Below are 16,744 nucleotides of genomic sequence, written 5' to 3'. Positions count from 1 at the left end.
ATGATCTAGGAATGAATTTGCGAAATGAATGAATTAATAGTGGCACTTAGCACATTCTAAACCTCCGATGTCTTTCACTTTCAAAGCATCTTTGGAATCAGAGTGCAACTGAACCAATTTGTCATAGTACTCATTGCCTGCAGAAGCAATCTCAGTTTGTCTGTGGCAGTCAATACACCATCCCATGGTAAGAGAAGAGTGCTGATAAACCACTTCCATTTCTTCGATTGGACCGTGACAAGTCTGGCATTCAATACCTCCTACCTTCACGTGCTGTGAGTGGTTGAAGTAAGCCAAATCAGGCAAGTTGTGTACACGAACCCATTCAATTGGTTTATTATTATCTACCGCATCGTAGATTTTTTGAATTTCTGGAGAGATTCCCTCTTTGCCTTGCACGTTCTGCACATGGGTGTGGCAGTTCATACAAATGTTTGGAGAAGGAATATTAGCAGATTTACCAATCTCTACCCCAGTATGGCAATACTGACAAGCAATCTCTAATTGTCCTGCATGTAGCGCGTGAGAGTAGGCAATTGGCTGGGTAGGAGCATATCCTTGCTGCACACCCACAGAATAAAGTCCATCGATTGCGGTTTTAGCTACCAAAGCAACCACCAAAGCAGTTACAATGATGATAAAGCCATCACTCTTTAATACTTTACCGAAATTGAATTTTTGAGAAACGAATTCTTTGTCATCCTCATCTAAGTCCTGCTTATCAATGTATTTGGTCAAAACAGAGATGATCAACCCTAATACAATCAGGATCAAAAGAAGAACAATGACCAATACCACTACAATAATGGTCAAATACTCGCTTGGTACTCCTCCACCTGCAGCTACTTCACCATCAGCACCAACTGCGCCTGCAGCTGCCTGAGCGGCTGGATCGACCTTATCGCCATATTCTATATATGACAACAAATTGTCAAGGTCACCATCTGATAAGAATTCATGAGCTGGCATGTTGGTGTTGTTGTACTCAGCGTACAAAGCCACCGCATATTCATCTCCTGAAGCAATTACAGCCTGAGAATTTTTGATGAATCGTTTTGCCCAGTCGATGGATCTTCTTTCGGTGATTCCTCTAAGAGCCGGACCAATTGCTTTTTGATCAAGCTTGTGACACGTTTTACAGTTCGCATTAAAGAGAGATTTCCCAGCAGCAACGGCTTCATCACTATCTGACACTGCCGGATCAGCAGCAAATGCCTGCGTTCCGATCAGTAAGAAAAACAGCACTGCCAGCGTGTGGAAATTCAGTCGAACCCCTACTAACGAGCGTTTGGATAACATATTATAGCTAATTAAATAGTTTAATCGGTTTTCAATAACCCCTGCAAAGGTAGTATCCGGGCGTTATTTTTCAAACAAGAGTTGATGGACAGCAAAAAATCATCAATCAATCCTAAATATTATATAATAATCTGATTTTCAATTATTTAAAAGATTAAACTATGACTGGAAATTATTTAGAATCTTTATAAATAAATACCTTAAATATCAATTTTAGAGGAGTTCAAAAAACCAAGAAAAACCGTAAATATTTTAATCCTAATAAGAATTGAATTTTTTGAAGAACCTGCTCATTTTCCAAAAAATTATAGAACTGCTTTTGCACTAGAATCATTAATTCCTACATTTGCATTCCGATTTCAAATGGTCGCGTGGCCGAGTGGCTAGGCAGAGGTCTGCAAAACCTTGTACAGCGGTTCGAATCCGCTCGCGACCTCACTCAAGCACCTTCATAGCGAAGGTGCTTTTTTTATTTTTCAAAGCACTGATTTTCAGCTCTAAATCTACTGACTGATTCTATCGCAAATTAAAAGTAAGAATAATAGAGACTTGTGCATTCCAAAAATATACGATCTCGAGAAGACAGATATTAGAGGAAGTTTGCCGATTTGAATCTAAAAAAAGAAAGCAAGTTTACCTGGAGTAGAACTGCTTATTATCTGGCTATTGAGGATTCACTCCTTTGATTTCAGCGCCTATTTCAACAGGTAAATCACGAATTTTTCAAAAAAAAAAACGCCGACTTTGCAGCCGGCGTTTTATGTTTTATAAGAGGTCAAGAATTACTTCTTGCCACCTTCCATTTTCTCTTTCAATTCTGCCAAAGCATCCAAATCACCTAGAGTAGATTTTTCAGCTGGAGTCTTGTCTGCAGCATCTTCTTTCTTCTTAGAAGAAGCAGCTTTCTTAGCTGGCTTAGCTTCTTCACGGAACATTGCTGTATGAGACATGACAATACGCTTGTCATCCTTAGAGAATTCAGTCACTTTGAAGTCCAAAGACTCACCAACCTCAACTTGAGATCCGTCTTCTTTCTCCAAGTTTTTAGAAGTAGCAAAGCCTTCCAAACCGTAAGGAAGCTCTAGCACAGCACCTTTGTCGTTTTTAGAAACAACAGTACACTTATGCACAGATCCTACAGGGAATACAGTTTCGAAAGTATCCCATGGGTTCTCTTCCAACTGCTTGTGACCTAGCGCCAATCTTCTGTTTTCTACGTCCAATTCCAATACAGCTACATCTAGCTCATCTCCTACTTTTACGAATTCAGATGGATGCTTGATTTTCTTAGTCCAAGAAAGGTCAGATACGTGAACCAAACCGTCGATTCCTTCTTCCATTTCCAAGAATAGACCGAAGTTAGTCAAGTTACGAACCACACCTTTGTGCTTAGTACCTACTGCATACTTGGTAGACATATCTTCCTTAGTCCAAGGATCTTCAGTCAATTGCTTAATGCCTAGGGACATTTTTCTTTCGTCCTTGTCCAAAGTCAATACAACTGCTTCGATTTCGTCTCCAACTTTCACGAAATCAGCAGGGTTTCTCAAGTGCTGAGACCAGCTCATTTCAGATACGTGAATCAAACCTTCAACTCCTGGAGCCAATTCCAAGAATGCACCGTAGTCAGCTACGTTTACAATCTTACCTTGTACTTTGGAACCAACTTCCAAGTTGCCTGCCAAAGAATCCCATGGATGAGAAGTCAACTGCTTCATACCCAAAGAAATTCTCTTCTTGTCATCATCAAAGTCAAGCACAACGATTTGTACTTTCTGATCCAACTGCAATACTTCTTCCGGATGGTTGATACGTCCCCAAGAAATATCTGTAATGTGAAGTAAACCATCTACACCACCCAAGTCGATGAATACACCGAAGTTGGTCATGTTCTTGATCACACCTTCCAATACCTGACCTTTTTCCAGGTTGTTGAGGATTTCTGCTTTTTGCTTCTCGAGATCTTTCTCGATCAAGACTTTGTGAGAAACGACTACGTTATCGTTAGCGTGGTTGATTTTCACCACTTTCACTTCCATTTTCTTACCTACATAGATATCGAAATCTCTGATAGGCTTCACATCGATCTGAGAACCTGGCAAGAAGGCTTCTACACCGTAGATATCTACGATCAAACCACCTTTGGTTCTTCTCTTCACAAGACCTTCGATTACGCTATCATTTTCAAATGCGCTCTCGATATCCTGCCAAGCACGAACGATTTTTGCTTTTTTACGGGAAAGGATCAACTGACCCAAAGCATTCTCCTGCTCTTCGATGAATACTTCTACTTCGTCACCAGGCTTGATGGACTCCAAGTCACGGAATTCGTTCAATGGAACCAAACCATCGGATTTGAAACCAATGTTGATGATCACGTCCTTGTCGTTCACACCTACTACGGTTCCTTTGATCACTTCTTTCTCAGTGATCTCGTTCAATGTACCTTCGTACATCGCAGCCATTTCCTCACGTTGTGCTTTGGAATAGCCTTCTCCGAATCCTTTGGTTTCGAAGTTTTCCCAGTTAAAATCTTGTTTAGACATAATAAATAATGACCCTAAAAATGCCGACAGTTACCGGGCCGATTAACTGCGGTTTTTGGTTATGAATCAGCGATTTAGCACTTGCCAAACCACCCCGTCCACCCGAACGGACTGCAAAGGTACTGATTTTCTGTAATTTCAAGAAAAGGGAGTCAAAAAATCACTTGAATTGTGTCGCATCTGCTCAAAAAATCTTTGAATTGGATTTTTTTCACAAAATTGGATCAAGAAAAAAGCCCTGAAACGCTTCAGGGCCTGTGCAAGCAAAGAGTTAAAGGATTATTTTCGAACCCAAATTTAAGGATAATTTCTGATGATCAAGTTCTTTCAGACAATTTATACCATTTACGCCGCAATCCTATTTGCTGGGCTCATGCTGATTTTGGGTTTATTCATAGTGATCCCAGTTATGATTTCAGACAAAGGGGATAGAATTTCTTTCTTTTTTATTCGAAGCTGGGCCGGAATCTGGTCCTTTCTTTCAGGGATCAGCTATCAGGTAGAAGGTTTAGAGCATATTGACCGCAGGCAACCCTATATTTTCATTTTTAATCACCGCTCATTCATAGATGCTCCGGTCATTCCTATGGCAATCCCCCAAACTTTGAAAGCATTAGGAAAAAAAGAACTTTCCAAAATCCCAATTTTCGGCTGGATAGTAGGGAAGTTTGCGATTTGGGTAGATAGAACCTCCACCGAGTCTAGAAGAAAAAGCGTCAAAAAACTGGTAGATCTTTTATCCAAAGGGAAATCTGTAGTCGTAGCTCCTGAAGGCACCAGAAATGATACCGACCAAACTTTACTGCCTTTTCAAAAAGGGGCATTTCGGCTTTCTATTGAAACTGGTATTCCGATTCTTCCCATGGCTGTAATAGGTGCAGATGAGATCATGAAAAGAGGCTCACTGCTTTTGAAGCCAGGGAAAGTCCGGATCTATTTTTCTGAAGCCATATCCCCTCCCCAGCCTTCTGAAACTGCCATTCTGGAATTAAGTCAAAAATGTAGAAATAGATTAGAGGCTATGATTCTGACTAATGAGTGATGGTTGGATCTGCATCATCCTCCACTAATAAATCCCCTGTCAACTCCTCAAATGCGGCATAAATAGCCATGTAAGAAAAAGGGCCTGATACCAAAAAGCCTACTCCCAAGCATAAGATCCCCACCATATTGATCAAAACAATCAGGATTAAAAAAGCGAAAAATCGCCACCAAATTTTAGTGATCAATTTCCTGCTTAACTCCATAGAGGTCCAAAACTCAGTTCCCGCAAACAAAACAAATGGCATCGCAAAGGTATATGCAACCCCCAAATAAATACCGGGAATGATAAGCGCTATAACTCCCAAGACTGTGATAATCCCAGTGATAATATTGACTCCTACCACAGGCAGCCAAAATTTAAATCCATCAAAGCAGTCTTTGAATTCTACCTGTTCTCCCCTGCTGATCTTATTCGCCAACAGATAAAACCCAGCGGTCAAAGGTGGGCCTATCAATAAGCTAATAATGGTTGAGAAATCCTCCAGATAAAACGCAGGACCAACGGAAACTACCATGATCAATAAAAAATACATGATCAAAATCAAAGGTTGGGCTTTAAATAGCTCCCAACCTCTTTTTAATGCTTGATCAATATCAAAATGTACTGGCGAATTGAGCAGACGCTCTGCTTTTCTTGGATCAATCAATGTAAACTTAATTAGTAAACGCTTCTAAAATATCGTGTTTGGTAATGATGTGAATTTGATCATTTCCATCTCTTACCAACACTGCCTTTTCTTTTTCAATCATGGAAGATAACACGTCCAGTGTACTATCTCCAGCCACAAAAGTCATAGAAGACTCCATAACATCTTCCACTTTTCCATCTTTCAAGGATGGATTATCAATTATTTTGGAAAGCAACTTGGTATCTGTCAAACTCCCTACTACTTCCTCTCCATCCAAAACAGGGATTTGAGATACACTTGTTTTATTCATCATCCCGATTGCTTCTTTAATAGAATCTGATTTTTTGACAGATACCAAAGAATAGCTAGCCGGTCTTTTGGAAATAATATCTCTGGCCGTGGAGTAAGTTTTGTCTTCCAAGAAACCGTGATTTCTCATCCAATCATCATTATAGACTTTGCCTAAATAGCGGGTTCCATGATCCGGTAGAATAATCACCATTTGATCTCCTTCTTTCAGGTTTTCCTTAGCCCATTCCAAAGCTCCATGAACCGCAGATCCACAAGACCATCCGACAAAAAGTCCTTCTTCTCTGGCCAATCTTCTGGTCATGACCGCTGCATCTTTATCAGTTACTTTGACAAAGTGATCAATCATATCGAAGTTGACATTCTTTGGCAAAATATCCTCTCCAATTCCCTCAGTCAAATAAGGATATACTTCCTTCTCATCAAAAACGCCTGTTTCCTTATATTTTTTGAATACAGAACCATAAGTATCAATCCCCACGGTAACAATATTAGAATTCTGCTCTTTCAAATATTTAGCTGTACCACACATAGAACCTCCGGTACCAACCCCAGCCGCATAATGCGTGATTTTTCCGTCTGTATCATTCCAAATCTCAGGACCGGTGGTCTCGTAGTGAGCAGCGGTATTGGATAAGTTATCGTATTGGTTTGGATAAAAAGAGTTGGGAATATCCGCATTCAGCTTCCTCGCTACTGAATAATAAGAGCGTGGGTCCTCTGGAGAAACATTGGTAGGGCATACGATTACCTCAGCCCCTACAGCCTTAAGAATATCGATTTTTTCTTTGGACTGCTTATCAGCCATGGTAAAAATACACTTATAACCTTTCGCAACAGCAGCCAAGGCCAAGCCCATTCCTGTATTTCCGGAAGTTCCTTCTATGATTGTACCTCCCGGCTTTAAAATTCCAGCTTTTTCGGCATCCTCCACCATTTTGATTGCCATTCTATCTTTCATGGAGTTGCCCGGGTTGAAATATTCAACCTTCACCAGCACTTCACCTTTGATATCTTTGGCAAGTTTGTTTAATCGGATCATCGGGGTATTACCGATGGTTTCAATGATGGAATTGTAAATCATAGTTCAGTTACATTTGGAGCTACAAAATTAAGGGAATTTTCTTCCCTCTCACGAATCAAACAATCAAAAACCAAATAAAATTCGGTGAGAGTTTCGTTAATTCTCCTAAATCTCTTTGAGCTCCAATCTACTGATCACATCCAATAAAACATGGACTAAAACCCCTGCGATGAATGTTTGCCCTATTGTAAATGCAAAAAGCATCCAGACAAATTGCCGGGTCCAAACGAAAATCAAAACAGAGACAACCAAACTCGGTATAATTCCAAAAAGAAAAATCCCCCCAATCATCAATGGTTTAATGAGCTTTTGATCCCAGCCTTCTTCAAATGCTACTTTGGGAATCATATTGATCGTCAAACCGACTATGTATACCAAAAATACGCATAGGGGATAAAACAAAATCAATTTCCAGTCCAAGCCAGCTATCAAAACAGAAGGAATAATCAATACCCAGGAGATCAAGCCCAATTGTACCAAGTCCAATTTTATGACATTCCAGAGTTTGGAGGACCAGGAAGCCGGAATTAAAAAGAAATAAGGTTTCTTCAGATCACCAACAGAGCCTCTTCCTATTCCAGCAAAAAAATTGATCCCGACTAACATCAACAAATAGCCATTCAATACTTTATGAGAAAACCAATCAAAGTTGGAAAGGATGGCAAAAGCAATCCCAAGGGCAGCTAAAATCACAGACCATAATCCAAACAATGGGTGAAAATCCTGTCTGCTTGCATGGACATAATTTCTCCAGTAAAGTGCTTTGGCCCCTACCCCAAAATCAGGAAGCGCCAACTTCTTTTTAGTATTCAGGCTCATAGATGACTCTGGAGTCTCTTTTTTCCCTCTTACCTTTTCTACCTGTTCTTCATTGGATTTGGTAGCCTCCAATACATCCTCATAATAATATCCCGCAGTATCCAACACTAAGCGTAAGATGACATAGTAGGCTAATAGATATAAGCCAAAAAAAGCTAGAGCAGTAATCAAGTTTTGATTAAAAATATAGCTCATCATCGCTCTGGACCAACCTACTATAGGAAATAAATCAAACCAAGGGGAGGCAATCCATGCAAACATGCCCTGCCAGAATTTTTCAGCCATTAATCCTGGAATCAGGATAGCCAACCCTAATAAGACTGCCAAAATGATAACTCCTGTTTGGATATATTGCATCACACCATATTTGGTATGAAGCGTATAGACCAAAAAGCGGATCGGCGAGGTTAAAAAGAAAAAGAGGGCAAAACCAAGCACTAAGAAGGCAATATTAATAAAGGAAAACTCAATCTTGTCTGCAAATTGACTAGCCCCATAAATGATAAAAATGATACTACCTCCCAAAGAAGGTATGATAGACCTTCCCATGTAGTAAATCAGGATATTTTCAGGTTTTACTGGTGCAGTAAACAATAAATTGACATCTGCCATTTTGAAAAAACTAACATTCTTTTTGGTAGCTCTGAATAGCTGGAATATCAGAAATGCCAATGCTAAAAGAGTAATTCCACCTATTACATTCTGAAGTCCAAAGTCAACTTGAGGCAAACCGTCGACATCAAGATTCTCAATTCCTGTTTGTCCTTCCTCGGCACCTCTTCTGACTCTCATCGTGTAAATGAAGAAAAAATAGGCAACCATCCCTCCGTAGGGGAGCAATCGCAATGGATTCTTTAGAATCAGCCAGATATTATTCTTCAGGATTAAAAGGTCCTTTCTCAGGAGCAATTTGATCTCATTCATCTTTTGTCAATTCTAAAAATATATCCTCCAAACTTCCCTGCTCATCCTGAATGAATTGTTGCTTCAAATTGCTCAAAGTGTCATTGCCGATGATATCTCCATTCTTCAAAATCATGATTCTATCAGCAATCGTCTCCACAGAATCGATCAAATGGGTACTGACTAATATTGTTTTCCCAGCCTCTTTGAGCTCTTTAAATATTTTTTTGGTGTTTTTTATTGCTTTCGGATCTAAACCAATCATGGGTTCGTCGAAAAACAGCAACTGTGGATCCGGTAAAAGGGCGCAGCATATGGATATCTTTTGGCGCATTCCTTTGGACAAATCCCTTCCCAGCTTATCGGCCTTATCGGTCAAGTCATAGATTTCCATCAACTCTTCTCCCCTGCTTTTCCAATCCTTGATCCCGTAAGCCTGAGCAATAAACTGCAAATGTTCTCGCACAGTCAATAAATCATACACATAGGGGGTTTCGGGAATGTAGCTAAAAAACCTCTTAGCCTCTACAGAAAGATGATCATGTCCTCCAATGATAATTTCCCCGGAAGTCTTTCTCAATAAGCCCACTATACATTTCATGGTTGTACTTTTCCCTGCTCCATTAGGCCCTAAAAGACCAACCACTTCACCACCTTCCAAATGAAAAGAAATATCATTCACTGCGTTTTGTTTCCCGTAACGCTTGATTAAATTCGATACCGTTAGCATAAAAATGATTTTAGCTCCTAAACTACATGCAATACTTTGAAGTTTAGAATATTTGGAACCTTTTTTGATTCCAATAGCTCAACTCAAAATTAACCTACAAGAATTCATGAAATCGAGCACCACGTAATCGACACAAACTGGGATGCCCAGAGGTTTCGGAGAAAATGTGCGACCTGCCTGCCGCAGGCAGGGATTTCATCTGAACTCTAAAAAACAAATTATAAACGGATGAAAAAGCTTTTAATAGTACTAGCAATTCTTTTCAGTGCTCAGGCCTCTTTTGGTCAGCAAGCTGGGAAATTCAGAATGGGATTAGACTTGGGGCCCGCAATCCCTGATGGAGGAGGCTTAGGTTTTTTGGTCAACTTAGAACCAAAAATCAATATTGCTAACAATATGAATGTGGGCCTTAGATTCGGTGTGGCTGCTCTAGCCAAAGAGGTTACCACCATTAATGATTTCGAAGAATACCAAGGAGAAGTTTCAGCTAACGCATCTATTTCAGGGACCTTTGATTATTATTTTAACAACGGCGGAAGCAACTTTGCCCCTTACATAGGAGTGGGGTATGGTTATTTCACACTAAGCGCCGTGGAGTTTGACTCAAGCTCACCTTCAGCCCCTGATTTTGATAATTTAGATGCAGATTTTAAATGGGCGCCGATTGTAAGAGCAGGTATAGAGCTCGGAAAATTCCGAATGGGAGCTGAATATAATTTCGTTCCTGTCAGCAATTTGCAAGATACCAGTGGAAATATAATAGGAGAAGCCTTGAATCAGTATTTTGGGTTTACATTAGGATTCTATGTAGGCGGAGGAAGGTGGAGAGGACTTTGAAAGGATGAAGTGAGAAGTTTGAAAGCTGAAAAGTTGGCAGTCTGCAGTAGGCTGTTGGCAGATTGCAGTGGCAAGTCTCTCGCAGCGGCGCAGCGGCGCAGAGAATAATGGGGATCAAAATTTCTCGCACCGACAAATTATAAGGTACTTGATCCATTCCATAGCTAACTTTTAGTTTAAGGTTAATGCCAATAAAATCCTTGCGGAATTCTTAGCGGTCTCTGCGGCTTTGCGGTGAATGAATTTAAAGTGGAGTGTTTAAAGTCTCTCGCAGAGGCGCAGCGGCGCAGAGAAAAATGGGGGTCAAAATTTCTAAAACCAAAATATCGGCTTATAATCTCCCGCAAAGCTTAGAAGAAGTGAAGAAGAATGGGAGCTGGTAGTTAAGTGTTATTAGTTTTTTATAAGCTCCTCGGTCCATTCCTAAAGCAACTTTTAGATAATGATTAATGCCAATAAAATCCTTGCGGAATTCTTAGCGGTCTCTGCGGCTTCGCGGTGAAGGAATTTAAAGTGGAGTGTTTAAAGTCTCTCACAGGCAGTTTGGAAAAAATAAAAGCTGAAATCAAAAAGTTTATCTCCGCAAGGAGAATCAAAAAAAAAAGCTGTTGTGAAATACGCAACAGCCGTTTTTTTGATTCAACCTTTTAACTCCTGGAGCCTGCCAACAAATACAGGACTGCCATTCGAACAGCAACTCCATTTTGAACCTGCTCTAGAATGATGGAATGCTCGGAATCCGCGACATCAGATGCTAATTCCACTCCTCTATTAATGGGACCTGGATGCATAATGACAATTTCTTTATCCAATTGCTCCAGCAGCTTCTTATTGATTCCATAGTACAATGAATATTCCCTCAAGCTTGGGAAATATTTGATCTGCTGCCTTTCCAATTGAATTCTTAGCACATTGGCCACATCGCACCATTGCAAAGCTTTTTTCACATCCAACTCCACCTTTACTCCTAAGCTTTCAATATGCTTTGGAAGCAAAGTAATAGGTCCACAAACCATCACCTCAGCACCAAGTTTTTTCAGACAGAAAATATTGGATAGCGCTACTCTTGAATGTAGGATATCTCCTATGATTGCAACTTTCTTCCCGGCCAAATCCCCAAGTTTCTCTTGGATAGAAAATGAATCCAATAGTGCCTGAGTTGGATGCTCATGGGTTCCATCCCCCGCATTGACAATATTGGCATTGACATTTCTGGATAAAAAATGTGGTGCACCGGGGCTGCTATGACGCATGACCACCATATCCACTTTCATGGACAGAATATTATTAACTGTATCAACTAATGACTCACCTTTTTTGACCGAACTATTACTGGAGGAGAAATTAATCACATCAGCAGAAAGTCTTTTTTCAGCTAATTCAAAGGAAAGCCGGGTTCGTGTAGAGTTTTCAAAAAAGACATTCGCTATGGTGATATCCCGCAGAGAAGGCACTTTTTTGATAGGCCTATTGATAACTTCTTTAAAATTTGCGGCAGTTTCAAGGATCAAATGAATATCCTCCGGGGTGAGATTTTTGATTCCTAAGAGGTGACGGGTGCTGAGTTGTGACATGCTTAGCTTTTTACTTTCTCTGTGATCCAAACTGCATTTTCTGCTTGTCCCTGATTAGCCCATTCTACAACTACGTATTGGCTATCCAGTGTATTGACCCTGATGCCATAATAATCTGGCATGATGGGATAGTCCCGGGTGAGTTTCCTATCTACCAAGACCATCAGTTCTACTTTCTGTGGCCTTCCAAAGGCGATCATAGCATCCATAGCTGCTCTCACAGAACGTCCTTTGTATAATACATCATCGACTAGGATGACTTTTTTACCCTCTACCAGGAAATTAATTTTTGTTTCGTTGGCTTTGAGGGGAAAATCTCTTCTTCGAAAATCGTCCCTGTGAAAAGTGGCGTCCAAATAGCCGAAAGGAACTTTCACTCCTGAGATCTCTTCCAAAATCGGAGCCAGGTGATCCATGAGGATACTTCCCCTGGGCTGCAATCCCAGCAGGACTGTATTTTCGAAATTATCATGATTTTCAATCAACTGATGGCAAAATCTGCGGAGAATAATCCCTATTTGCTGTTGATCTAAGACAAGACGTTTTTGCATGGGTGTGATTTGCGGGTAAATATAAAAAGAAAATCTACTCTTGCCCTTCTTCAGGCTGATACAAATCCCCAGCGACCATTACTTTGCTTAAAAAAAACACCTCTTTGCTAGCACCTGATCCATCTTCCTTCTGATATCGAATCCTCTGAGTACCAGTCAGCAAGTAAAATCTTCCAAACCAGTGAGAAATGCTTAAAGTCTCCATGTTATTTTCAGCGATCCGCTGGGTCTCGTCCATCAACTCTATTTCAACCTCCAGATTATCAAAAATTTTCTCCCCATTTTTGAAATAAGCCAAACGGATTTCATCATCCCGGACATAGGCATGGTAAAATTCATCCCCGACTACTGCTATGTCCCCAAATGCCATCCGGATTTCAGTATTCAGGTCATCAAAAGTGGCAGCATTATCCCAAATCACCCTTCCATCTTTGCCTAACTTAATGAAATGCGCCGAAATGTAACTGTACTCAGGTTGCAATTGATTGAACTGAGGAGACCCCAGCCTATTCATATAAATAGGGTCAAAAATATTCTGACCAAACCGATTAAAACGATCATATCTATACATTCCCATTGGGGAATAAGGAGTGCGGAAATTACCGCGGGAATTTATAATGTTATAGTGATCAAAATAAACATAATAGGCGTCTGGAGTCTCTATAGCCTGTCGGATAGAGTACACGTTACGAATGCTTGGAACTCTATTTTTCTCAATATTGCGCATCACTTCCCGATCTTTTCTAGCTTTAGACCTTTCATTCAGGTAATTGAAAAAATTAGGGAAATCTTCCAAGGTGTATAGCTTGGTTTCAAACTCCCCGAATTCATTAATATCCATCAAATACATCCCTTGGTAATAATCTCTTCTCTCCAATCCAAAGGATCCAATCATAGTCTGCTGATATCCTCGCATCGGTAAAAGCAAGGCTTCCATAATTTCCTGATCAGGGTCTCCAAATTGATTGACCTTGATATCCCGCAGAAGATTCCCTTCCAAATCATAGGTATTGATAATGATTTCCCTTTCTCTATATTGACCTTTTCGACTCAATACCACCTGAAATGATTCGATTTCAGGCATTTTTCGTATTTGCAGAATTTGGGTATCATTTCCATAAATACCCTGCAGCGTATGCACACTTTTGTCATCCAAGTCATATACCTGAACAGCAGGCCGGGTATCAGCAACTCCCATTACAATGACGCTGTTATTTTGAACCAAAAACTCAGCGAGTTCCATATCCAAAAGGTTGCTCAGCCCGTATTCAAAGCCCTTTCTAGTGGATAAATCTATTCTTAAAACGTAGCGTTCACCGGTGGTAGAATAACCTCTTTGAAATAAAACATGGAAAAAATCGCCTTCCAGATCAAACCCTACCATATCAAAACCATCCCTGACAGGCAATTCGATCAGCCCATCTGTATTCAATTCCGAATCGGAAATAAAATATTGAAAGGTCCTTCTGTTATTGAAAGCCTTTTTAGAAAGGGTCCTGAAAGAAATTAGTCCTTGATTTGTAGGAATGGTTTCAAAAAGAGGATCGAAAAAATCAGTCTCTACTTCAAATCTTGCCACATATTCCACTTGTGCAAAAGATTTAAAGCCTAAAAAAAGAATTAAACCAAATACGAAAAGCTGCTTCATTTTGACATTTTTAAAATCGTTTCAAACTCTTCCTTACTCATAGGCAAAACAGATAATCGGCTTTGTTTTAAAATGGGTAATTCTGAAAGCGAATCTTCTGATTTGATTTGGGAAAGAGTAACAGGCTTATTTAATTTTTGATGAGTCTTTAAGTTAACTGCCACCCAAGCCTCGTCTTTTGGGTCGGGAAATGCAGATACGGATACTTTAGCTATTCCTACGACTGCCTTCTCCTTTCCACTATGATAGAACATCACTGCATCTCCTACCTCCATTTCTTTAAGGTAATTTCTAGCCTGATAGTTTCTGACTCCATCCCAAACATCTTCCCCTTTTCCTTCAAAATCCTCCCAGGAATAGGAGTTTGGTTCGCTTTTCACCATCCAATAGTTCATGTTCTTTCCATTTATATTAGTAAATCTGATTATCCTCAATCACGCCCGTTATCCAATTTTTATTGTTTGACCGATTTGAAGACCGAAGACCGAAGACCGAAGCAAGCTTAAATTGAACTCTCACCTTGCATTCATACCAGCTAATTCCCCTTATTATGAAAAGCATGGTTGCATAATTGCCAATTTTCATAAGCCAGCTACTTATCTGTCCAAAAGCTTAAGTTACCTGATCAGGCTTTAATTTGAAACAATATTTCTGCACTTTTGTCTGATAAGTATAACGAAAAAGAAAAGATTTTGGACCATAAAACTATCCTGAAGAAAATTAAGCTCTGTATTCAATTAATGGAGCTACATGATGAAAATCCTTTCAAGATCAGAAGCTATCAATCTGCCCTGAATTCATTGGAAAGAGGGGATGCCGATATCATGGAAATTTCAGAAAGTGAGCTTTCGAAAATCCCTGGTGTGGGAAAAAGTATTTTGGAAGCCATTGTTTCTTTGAAGGAAACAGAAACTTTCAGTACTCTGGATGAACTGATAGAAAAAACTCCGGAAGGAATCTTGGAAGTTTTGCAAATCAAAGGTTTAGGTCCTAAGAAAGTTAAAACCCTATGGGAAGAATTAGGCATCACTTCCACCCATGAACTGATGGAGGCCTGCCAAAGTGGTAAAGTGGCTAAAATCAAAGGATTTGGAGAAAAAACTCAGGAAACCATTATCCAAAATCTAGAATTCAAGGCATCCAATGCTGGGAAATGGCTTTATGCTGATGTTGAAGAGAACATAGAATCCTTGACAAGCGAACTACAAAAAAGCCTGAATTCATCAGAAATTACTGTAGTTGGAGACTTTGCCCGAAAAATGGAAATCATTGCTTCAGCTGAATGGCTGATAGGCACCTCAGATATTTCTCAGGCAAAATCTCAATTTAAAGCAATCGAAGCATTTGAATTGGATAAAAGCCTTTCCAGCCCTTTTGTTTGGAGAGGAAAAGTTAAGGACTTGGACCTGAACTTTGGAATTCATTTTAGCGATCTGAATAATTACCCATCAAAAAAATATGCTCTCAGCGCCTCCGCTGAACATTTGAAAAGTTTGGTGGATGAGAAGGAAACTATTGCAGAAAAGCTGGCGAAAAATGGCTTCAAAAACGATGAAGAATTTTTCTCTCAAATAAATCTACAGTTTATCCCAGTCGAGATGAGAGAAGGCTATGATGAAGTGAGCTTGGCGAAAGAACAAAAAATTCCAACTCTTCTAGAGGAGAAAGATCTGAAAGGTATTCTTCATAATCACTCCACCTATAGTGACGGAAAGCATAGTCTCAAACAGATGGCCGAATACTGCAAAGAGTTGGGCTATGAATATTTGGGAATTTCTGATCATTCCAGAACAGCTTCCTATGCAGGTGGATTGGAAATAGAGAAAGTCCAAAAACAGCATGAGGAAATTGACCAACTCAACAAAGAATTGGCCCCTTTCAAGATCTTCAAAGGTATAGAGTCAGATATATTAGGAGATGGCAGCTTGGACTATCCTGAGGATGTGCTGAAAAGCTTTGACTTTATAGTTTCCTCGGTACACTCTATCCTGAATATGGATATCAAAAGAGCAACAAAACGATTACTGACTGCAATTGAAAATCCATATACCACCATCCTTGGGCATCCAACCGGAAGATTGCTCTTGAGAAGAGAAGGTTATCCTATTGATCATAAAACCATCATTGATGCCTGTGCAAAAAATAAGGTTGTCATAGAAATCAATGCCAACCCATGGAGATTGGATCTGGATTGGCGCTGGGTTCGCTATGCCATGGATCAGGGGGTAATGCTATCCATAAACCCGGATGCCCATGAAATGGAGGGCTACGCAGATATGAAATATGGAGTTTTGGTAGGAAGAAAAGGAGGATTGACCAAAGAGATGACACTGAATGCATTGAGTTTGAAAGAAATTCAAGAGTATTTTGACCATAAAAAGGGCTGAATTTTCACTCAAGCTAAATCTTAGGAAATGACCTATTCTTTTTCCACCATGAATCTCTAACTTCGCTTCCCTTAATTAGGTAATATGAAATGGACTGACCAGCCGGAAGGCGTACTTCTTCAACGATCATTTATTTTTGGAATAACAGGTATTGTATTGGGCACTCTATCCATTTTCAATACCAATTTTCAGTTTTTGGAAGCTCCTATGGGGCCTTTAAATGGAGTAGCTATTCTACTTCAAATGATCGGCTTGAGCTTGGCAGTCTTGGTTTTGAGGAAAAGAAAAGTTCTCAAAGAAAATCTAGAAAAAGCCAAAGTGATGACCATGATTTTGAGTGTAGCTTTGTTGTTTTTTATTTTATCTATCTGATAGTTTTTTCTG

Annotated in this window: 14 protein-coding genes and 1 tRNA gene; 5 read left to right on the top strand and 10 right to left on the bottom strand. The window is 39.8% G+C overall.

Annotated features, from left to right (window positions below; translation table 11 throughout):
- Positions 1-33: 33 nt before the first annotated feature.
- Positions 34-1,299, bottom strand: a complete 1,266-nt coding sequence (locus tag BM073_RS14465) for a c-type cytochrome (RefSeq protein ID WP_091655042.1) — start codon at positions 1,297-1,299, stop codon at positions 34-36.
- Positions 1,300-1,664: 365 nt separating this feature from the next.
- On the opposite strand from BM073_RS14465, the gene BM073_RS14460 reads away from it, so the two are divergent.
- Positions 1,665-1,735 (top strand) — tRNA-Cys (locus tag BM073_RS14460).
- Positions 1,736-2,081: 346 nt separating this feature from the next.
- Here BM073_RS14460 and rpsA read toward each other — a convergent pair.
- Positions 2,082-3,845, bottom strand: coding sequence for a 30S ribosomal protein S1 (gene rpsA / locus BM073_RS14455; protein WP_394344570.1), 1,764 nt, complete (start codon positions 3,843-3,845; stop codon positions 2,082-2,084).
- Between the two features lie 313 nt (positions 3,846-4,158).
- Here rpsA and BM073_RS14450 point away from each other — a divergent pair, with 313 nt between their 5' ends.
- Positions 4,159-4,887 (top strand): lysophospholipid acyltransferase family protein, encoded by a 729-nt coding sequence (locus BM073_RS14450; RefSeq protein WP_317042669.1) that lies wholly within the window; start codon positions 4,159-4,161, stop codon positions 4,885-4,887.
- Here the strand turns inward: BM073_RS14450 and BM073_RS14445 are convergent.
- The 4 genes from BM073_RS14445 to BM073_RS14430 all read right to left on the bottom strand — a co-directional run bounded on the left by BM073_RS14445 (position 4,877) and on the right by BM073_RS14430 (position 9,363).
- Positions 4,877-5,536: a DUF2189 domain-containing protein gene (locus BM073_RS14445; RefSeq protein ID WP_091655040.1), complete on the bottom strand. Its 660-nt coding sequence runs from the start codon at positions 5,534-5,536 to the stop codon at positions 4,877-4,879. The two genes, BM073_RS14450 and BM073_RS14445, sit on opposite strands and share 11 nt — an antisense overlap.
- A gap of 7 nt (positions 5,537-5,543) precedes the next feature.
- Positions 5,544-6,911 carry a pyridoxal-phosphate dependent enzyme gene (locus BM073_RS14440; protein ID WP_091655039.1) on the bottom strand — a complete coding sequence of 456 codons (1,368 nt, stop codon included), beginning with the start codon at positions 6,909-6,911 and terminating at the stop codon, positions 5,544-5,546.
- 105 nt (positions 6,912-7,016) lie between these two features.
- Positions 7,017-8,654 carry a putative ABC exporter domain-containing protein gene (locus tag BM073_RS14435; RefSeq protein WP_091655038.1) on the bottom strand — a complete coding sequence of 546 codons (1,638 nt, stop codon included), beginning with the start codon at positions 8,652-8,654 and terminating at the stop codon, positions 7,017-7,019.
- Complete coding sequence (locus BM073_RS14430) at positions 8,647-9,363, bottom strand: ABC transporter ATP-binding protein (protein WP_091655037.1); 717 nt, start codon at positions 9,361-9,363, stop codon at positions 8,647-8,649. Before BM073_RS14430 ends, BM073_RS14435 begins: the two co-directional genes overlap by 8 nt.
- Before the next feature lie 228 nt (positions 9,364-9,591).
- Here BM073_RS14430 and BM073_RS14425 point away from each other — a divergent pair, with 228 nt between their 5' ends.
- The gene (locus BM073_RS14425; RefSeq protein ID WP_091655036.1) at positions 9,592-10,200 is read left to right on the top strand and encodes an outer membrane beta-barrel protein; all 609 of its coding nucleotides are present in this window, start codon (positions 9,592-9,594) and stop codon (positions 10,198-10,200) included.
- Between the two features lie 647 nt (positions 10,201-10,847).
- On the opposite strand, the gene BM073_RS14420 is transcribed toward BM073_RS14425, so the two are convergent.
- From BM073_RS14420 to BM073_RS14405, 4 genes are read right to left on the bottom strand one after another with little or no spacing between them, the layout of a single operon-like run.
- On the bottom strand, positions 10,848-11,774 hold the full coding sequence (locus BM073_RS14420; protein WP_091655035.1) for an aspartate carbamoyltransferase catalytic subunit: 927 nt from the start codon (positions 11,772-11,774) through the stop codon (positions 10,848-10,850).
- A gap of 2 nt (positions 11,775-11,776) precedes the next feature.
- Positions 11,777-12,325, bottom strand: coding sequence for a bifunctional pyr operon transcriptional regulator/uracil phosphoribosyltransferase PyrR (pyrR, locus tag BM073_RS14415; protein WP_091655034.1), 549 nt, complete (start codon positions 12,323-12,325; stop codon positions 11,777-11,779).
- 34 nt (positions 12,326-12,359) lie between these two features.
- Positions 12,360-13,973: a hypothetical protein gene (locus BM073_RS14410; RefSeq protein WP_091655033.1), complete on the bottom strand. Its 1,614-nt coding sequence runs from the start codon at positions 13,971-13,973 to the stop codon at positions 12,360-12,362.
- Positions 13,970-14,368: an EVE domain-containing protein gene (locus tag BM073_RS14405; RefSeq protein WP_091655032.1), complete on the bottom strand. Its 399-nt coding sequence runs from the start codon at positions 14,366-14,368 to the stop codon at positions 13,970-13,972. The genes BM073_RS14410 and BM073_RS14405 overlap by 4 nt, the downstream gene beginning before the upstream one ends.
- A gap of 297 nt (positions 14,369-14,665) precedes the next feature.
- Here BM073_RS14405 and BM073_RS14400 point away from each other — a divergent pair, with 297 nt between their 5' ends.
- Entirely contained in the window at positions 14,666-16,360 is a 1,695-nt protein-coding gene (locus tag BM073_RS14400) for a helix-hairpin-helix domain-containing protein (protein ID WP_456151154.1), read from the top strand.
- Positions 16,361-16,444: 84 nt separating this feature from the next.
- Positions 16,445-16,732, top strand: coding sequence for a hypothetical protein (locus BM073_RS14395; protein WP_091655031.1), 288 nt, complete (start codon positions 16,445-16,447; stop codon positions 16,730-16,732).
- The last annotated feature ends 12 nt before the right edge of the window (positions 16,733-16,744 follow it).

This window comes from Algoriphagus ornithinivorans, from assembly GCF_900115305.1.
Lineage (GTDB): Bacteria > Bacteroidota > Bacteroidia > Cytophagales > Cyclobacteriaceae > Algoriphagus > Algoriphagus ornithinivorans.
The sequence above is the reverse complement of the archived record's forward strand: the minus strand, read 5'-3'. Positions and strand labels throughout refer to the sequence as shown.

Bases quoted from the DNA above. Each gene is read 5' to 3' on its own strand.
- BM073_RS14465 (WP_091655042.1), bottom strand. From the start codon at position 1,299: ATGTTATCCAAACGCTCGTTAGTAGGGGTTCGACTGAATTTCCACACG.
- rpsA (WP_394344570.1), bottom strand. From the start codon at position 3,845: ATGTCTAAACAAGATTTTAACTGGGAAAACTTCGAAACCAAAGGATTC.
- BM073_RS14450 (WP_317042669.1), top strand. From the start codon at position 4,159: ATGATCAAGTTCTTTCAGACAATTTATACCATTTACGCCGCAATCCTA.
- BM073_RS14440 (WP_091655039.1), bottom strand. From the start codon at position 6,911: ATGATTTACAATTCCATCATTGAAACCATCGGTAATACCCCGATGATC.
- BM073_RS14435 (WP_091655038.1), bottom strand. From the start codon at position 8,654: ATGAATGAGATCAAATTGCTCCTGAGAAAGGACCTTTTAATCCTGAAG.
- BM073_RS14430 (WP_091655037.1), bottom strand. From the start codon at position 9,363: ATGCTAACGGTATCGAATTTAATCAAGCGTTACGGGAAACAAAACGCA.
- BM073_RS14425 (WP_091655036.1), top strand. From the start codon at position 9,592: ATGAAAAAGCTTTTAATAGTACTAGCAATTCTTTTCAGTGCTCAGGCC.
- BM073_RS14420 (WP_091655035.1), bottom strand. From the start codon at position 11,774: ATGTCACAACTCAGCACCCGTCACCTCTTAGGAATCAAAAATCTCACC.
- pyrR (WP_091655034.1), bottom strand. From the start codon at position 12,325: ATGCAAAAACGTCTTGTCTTAGATCAACAGCAAATAGGGATTATTCTC.
- BM073_RS14410 (WP_091655033.1), bottom strand. From the start codon at position 13,973: ATGAAGCAGCTTTTCGTATTTGGTTTAATTCTTTTTTTAGGCTTTAAA.
- BM073_RS14405 (WP_091655032.1), bottom strand. From the start codon at position 14,368: ATGAACTATTGGATGGTGAAAAGCGAACCAAACTCCTATTCCTGGGAG.
- BM073_RS14395 (WP_091655031.1), top strand. From the start codon at position 16,445: ATGAAATGGACTGACCAGCCGGAAGGCGTACTTCTTCAACGATCATTT.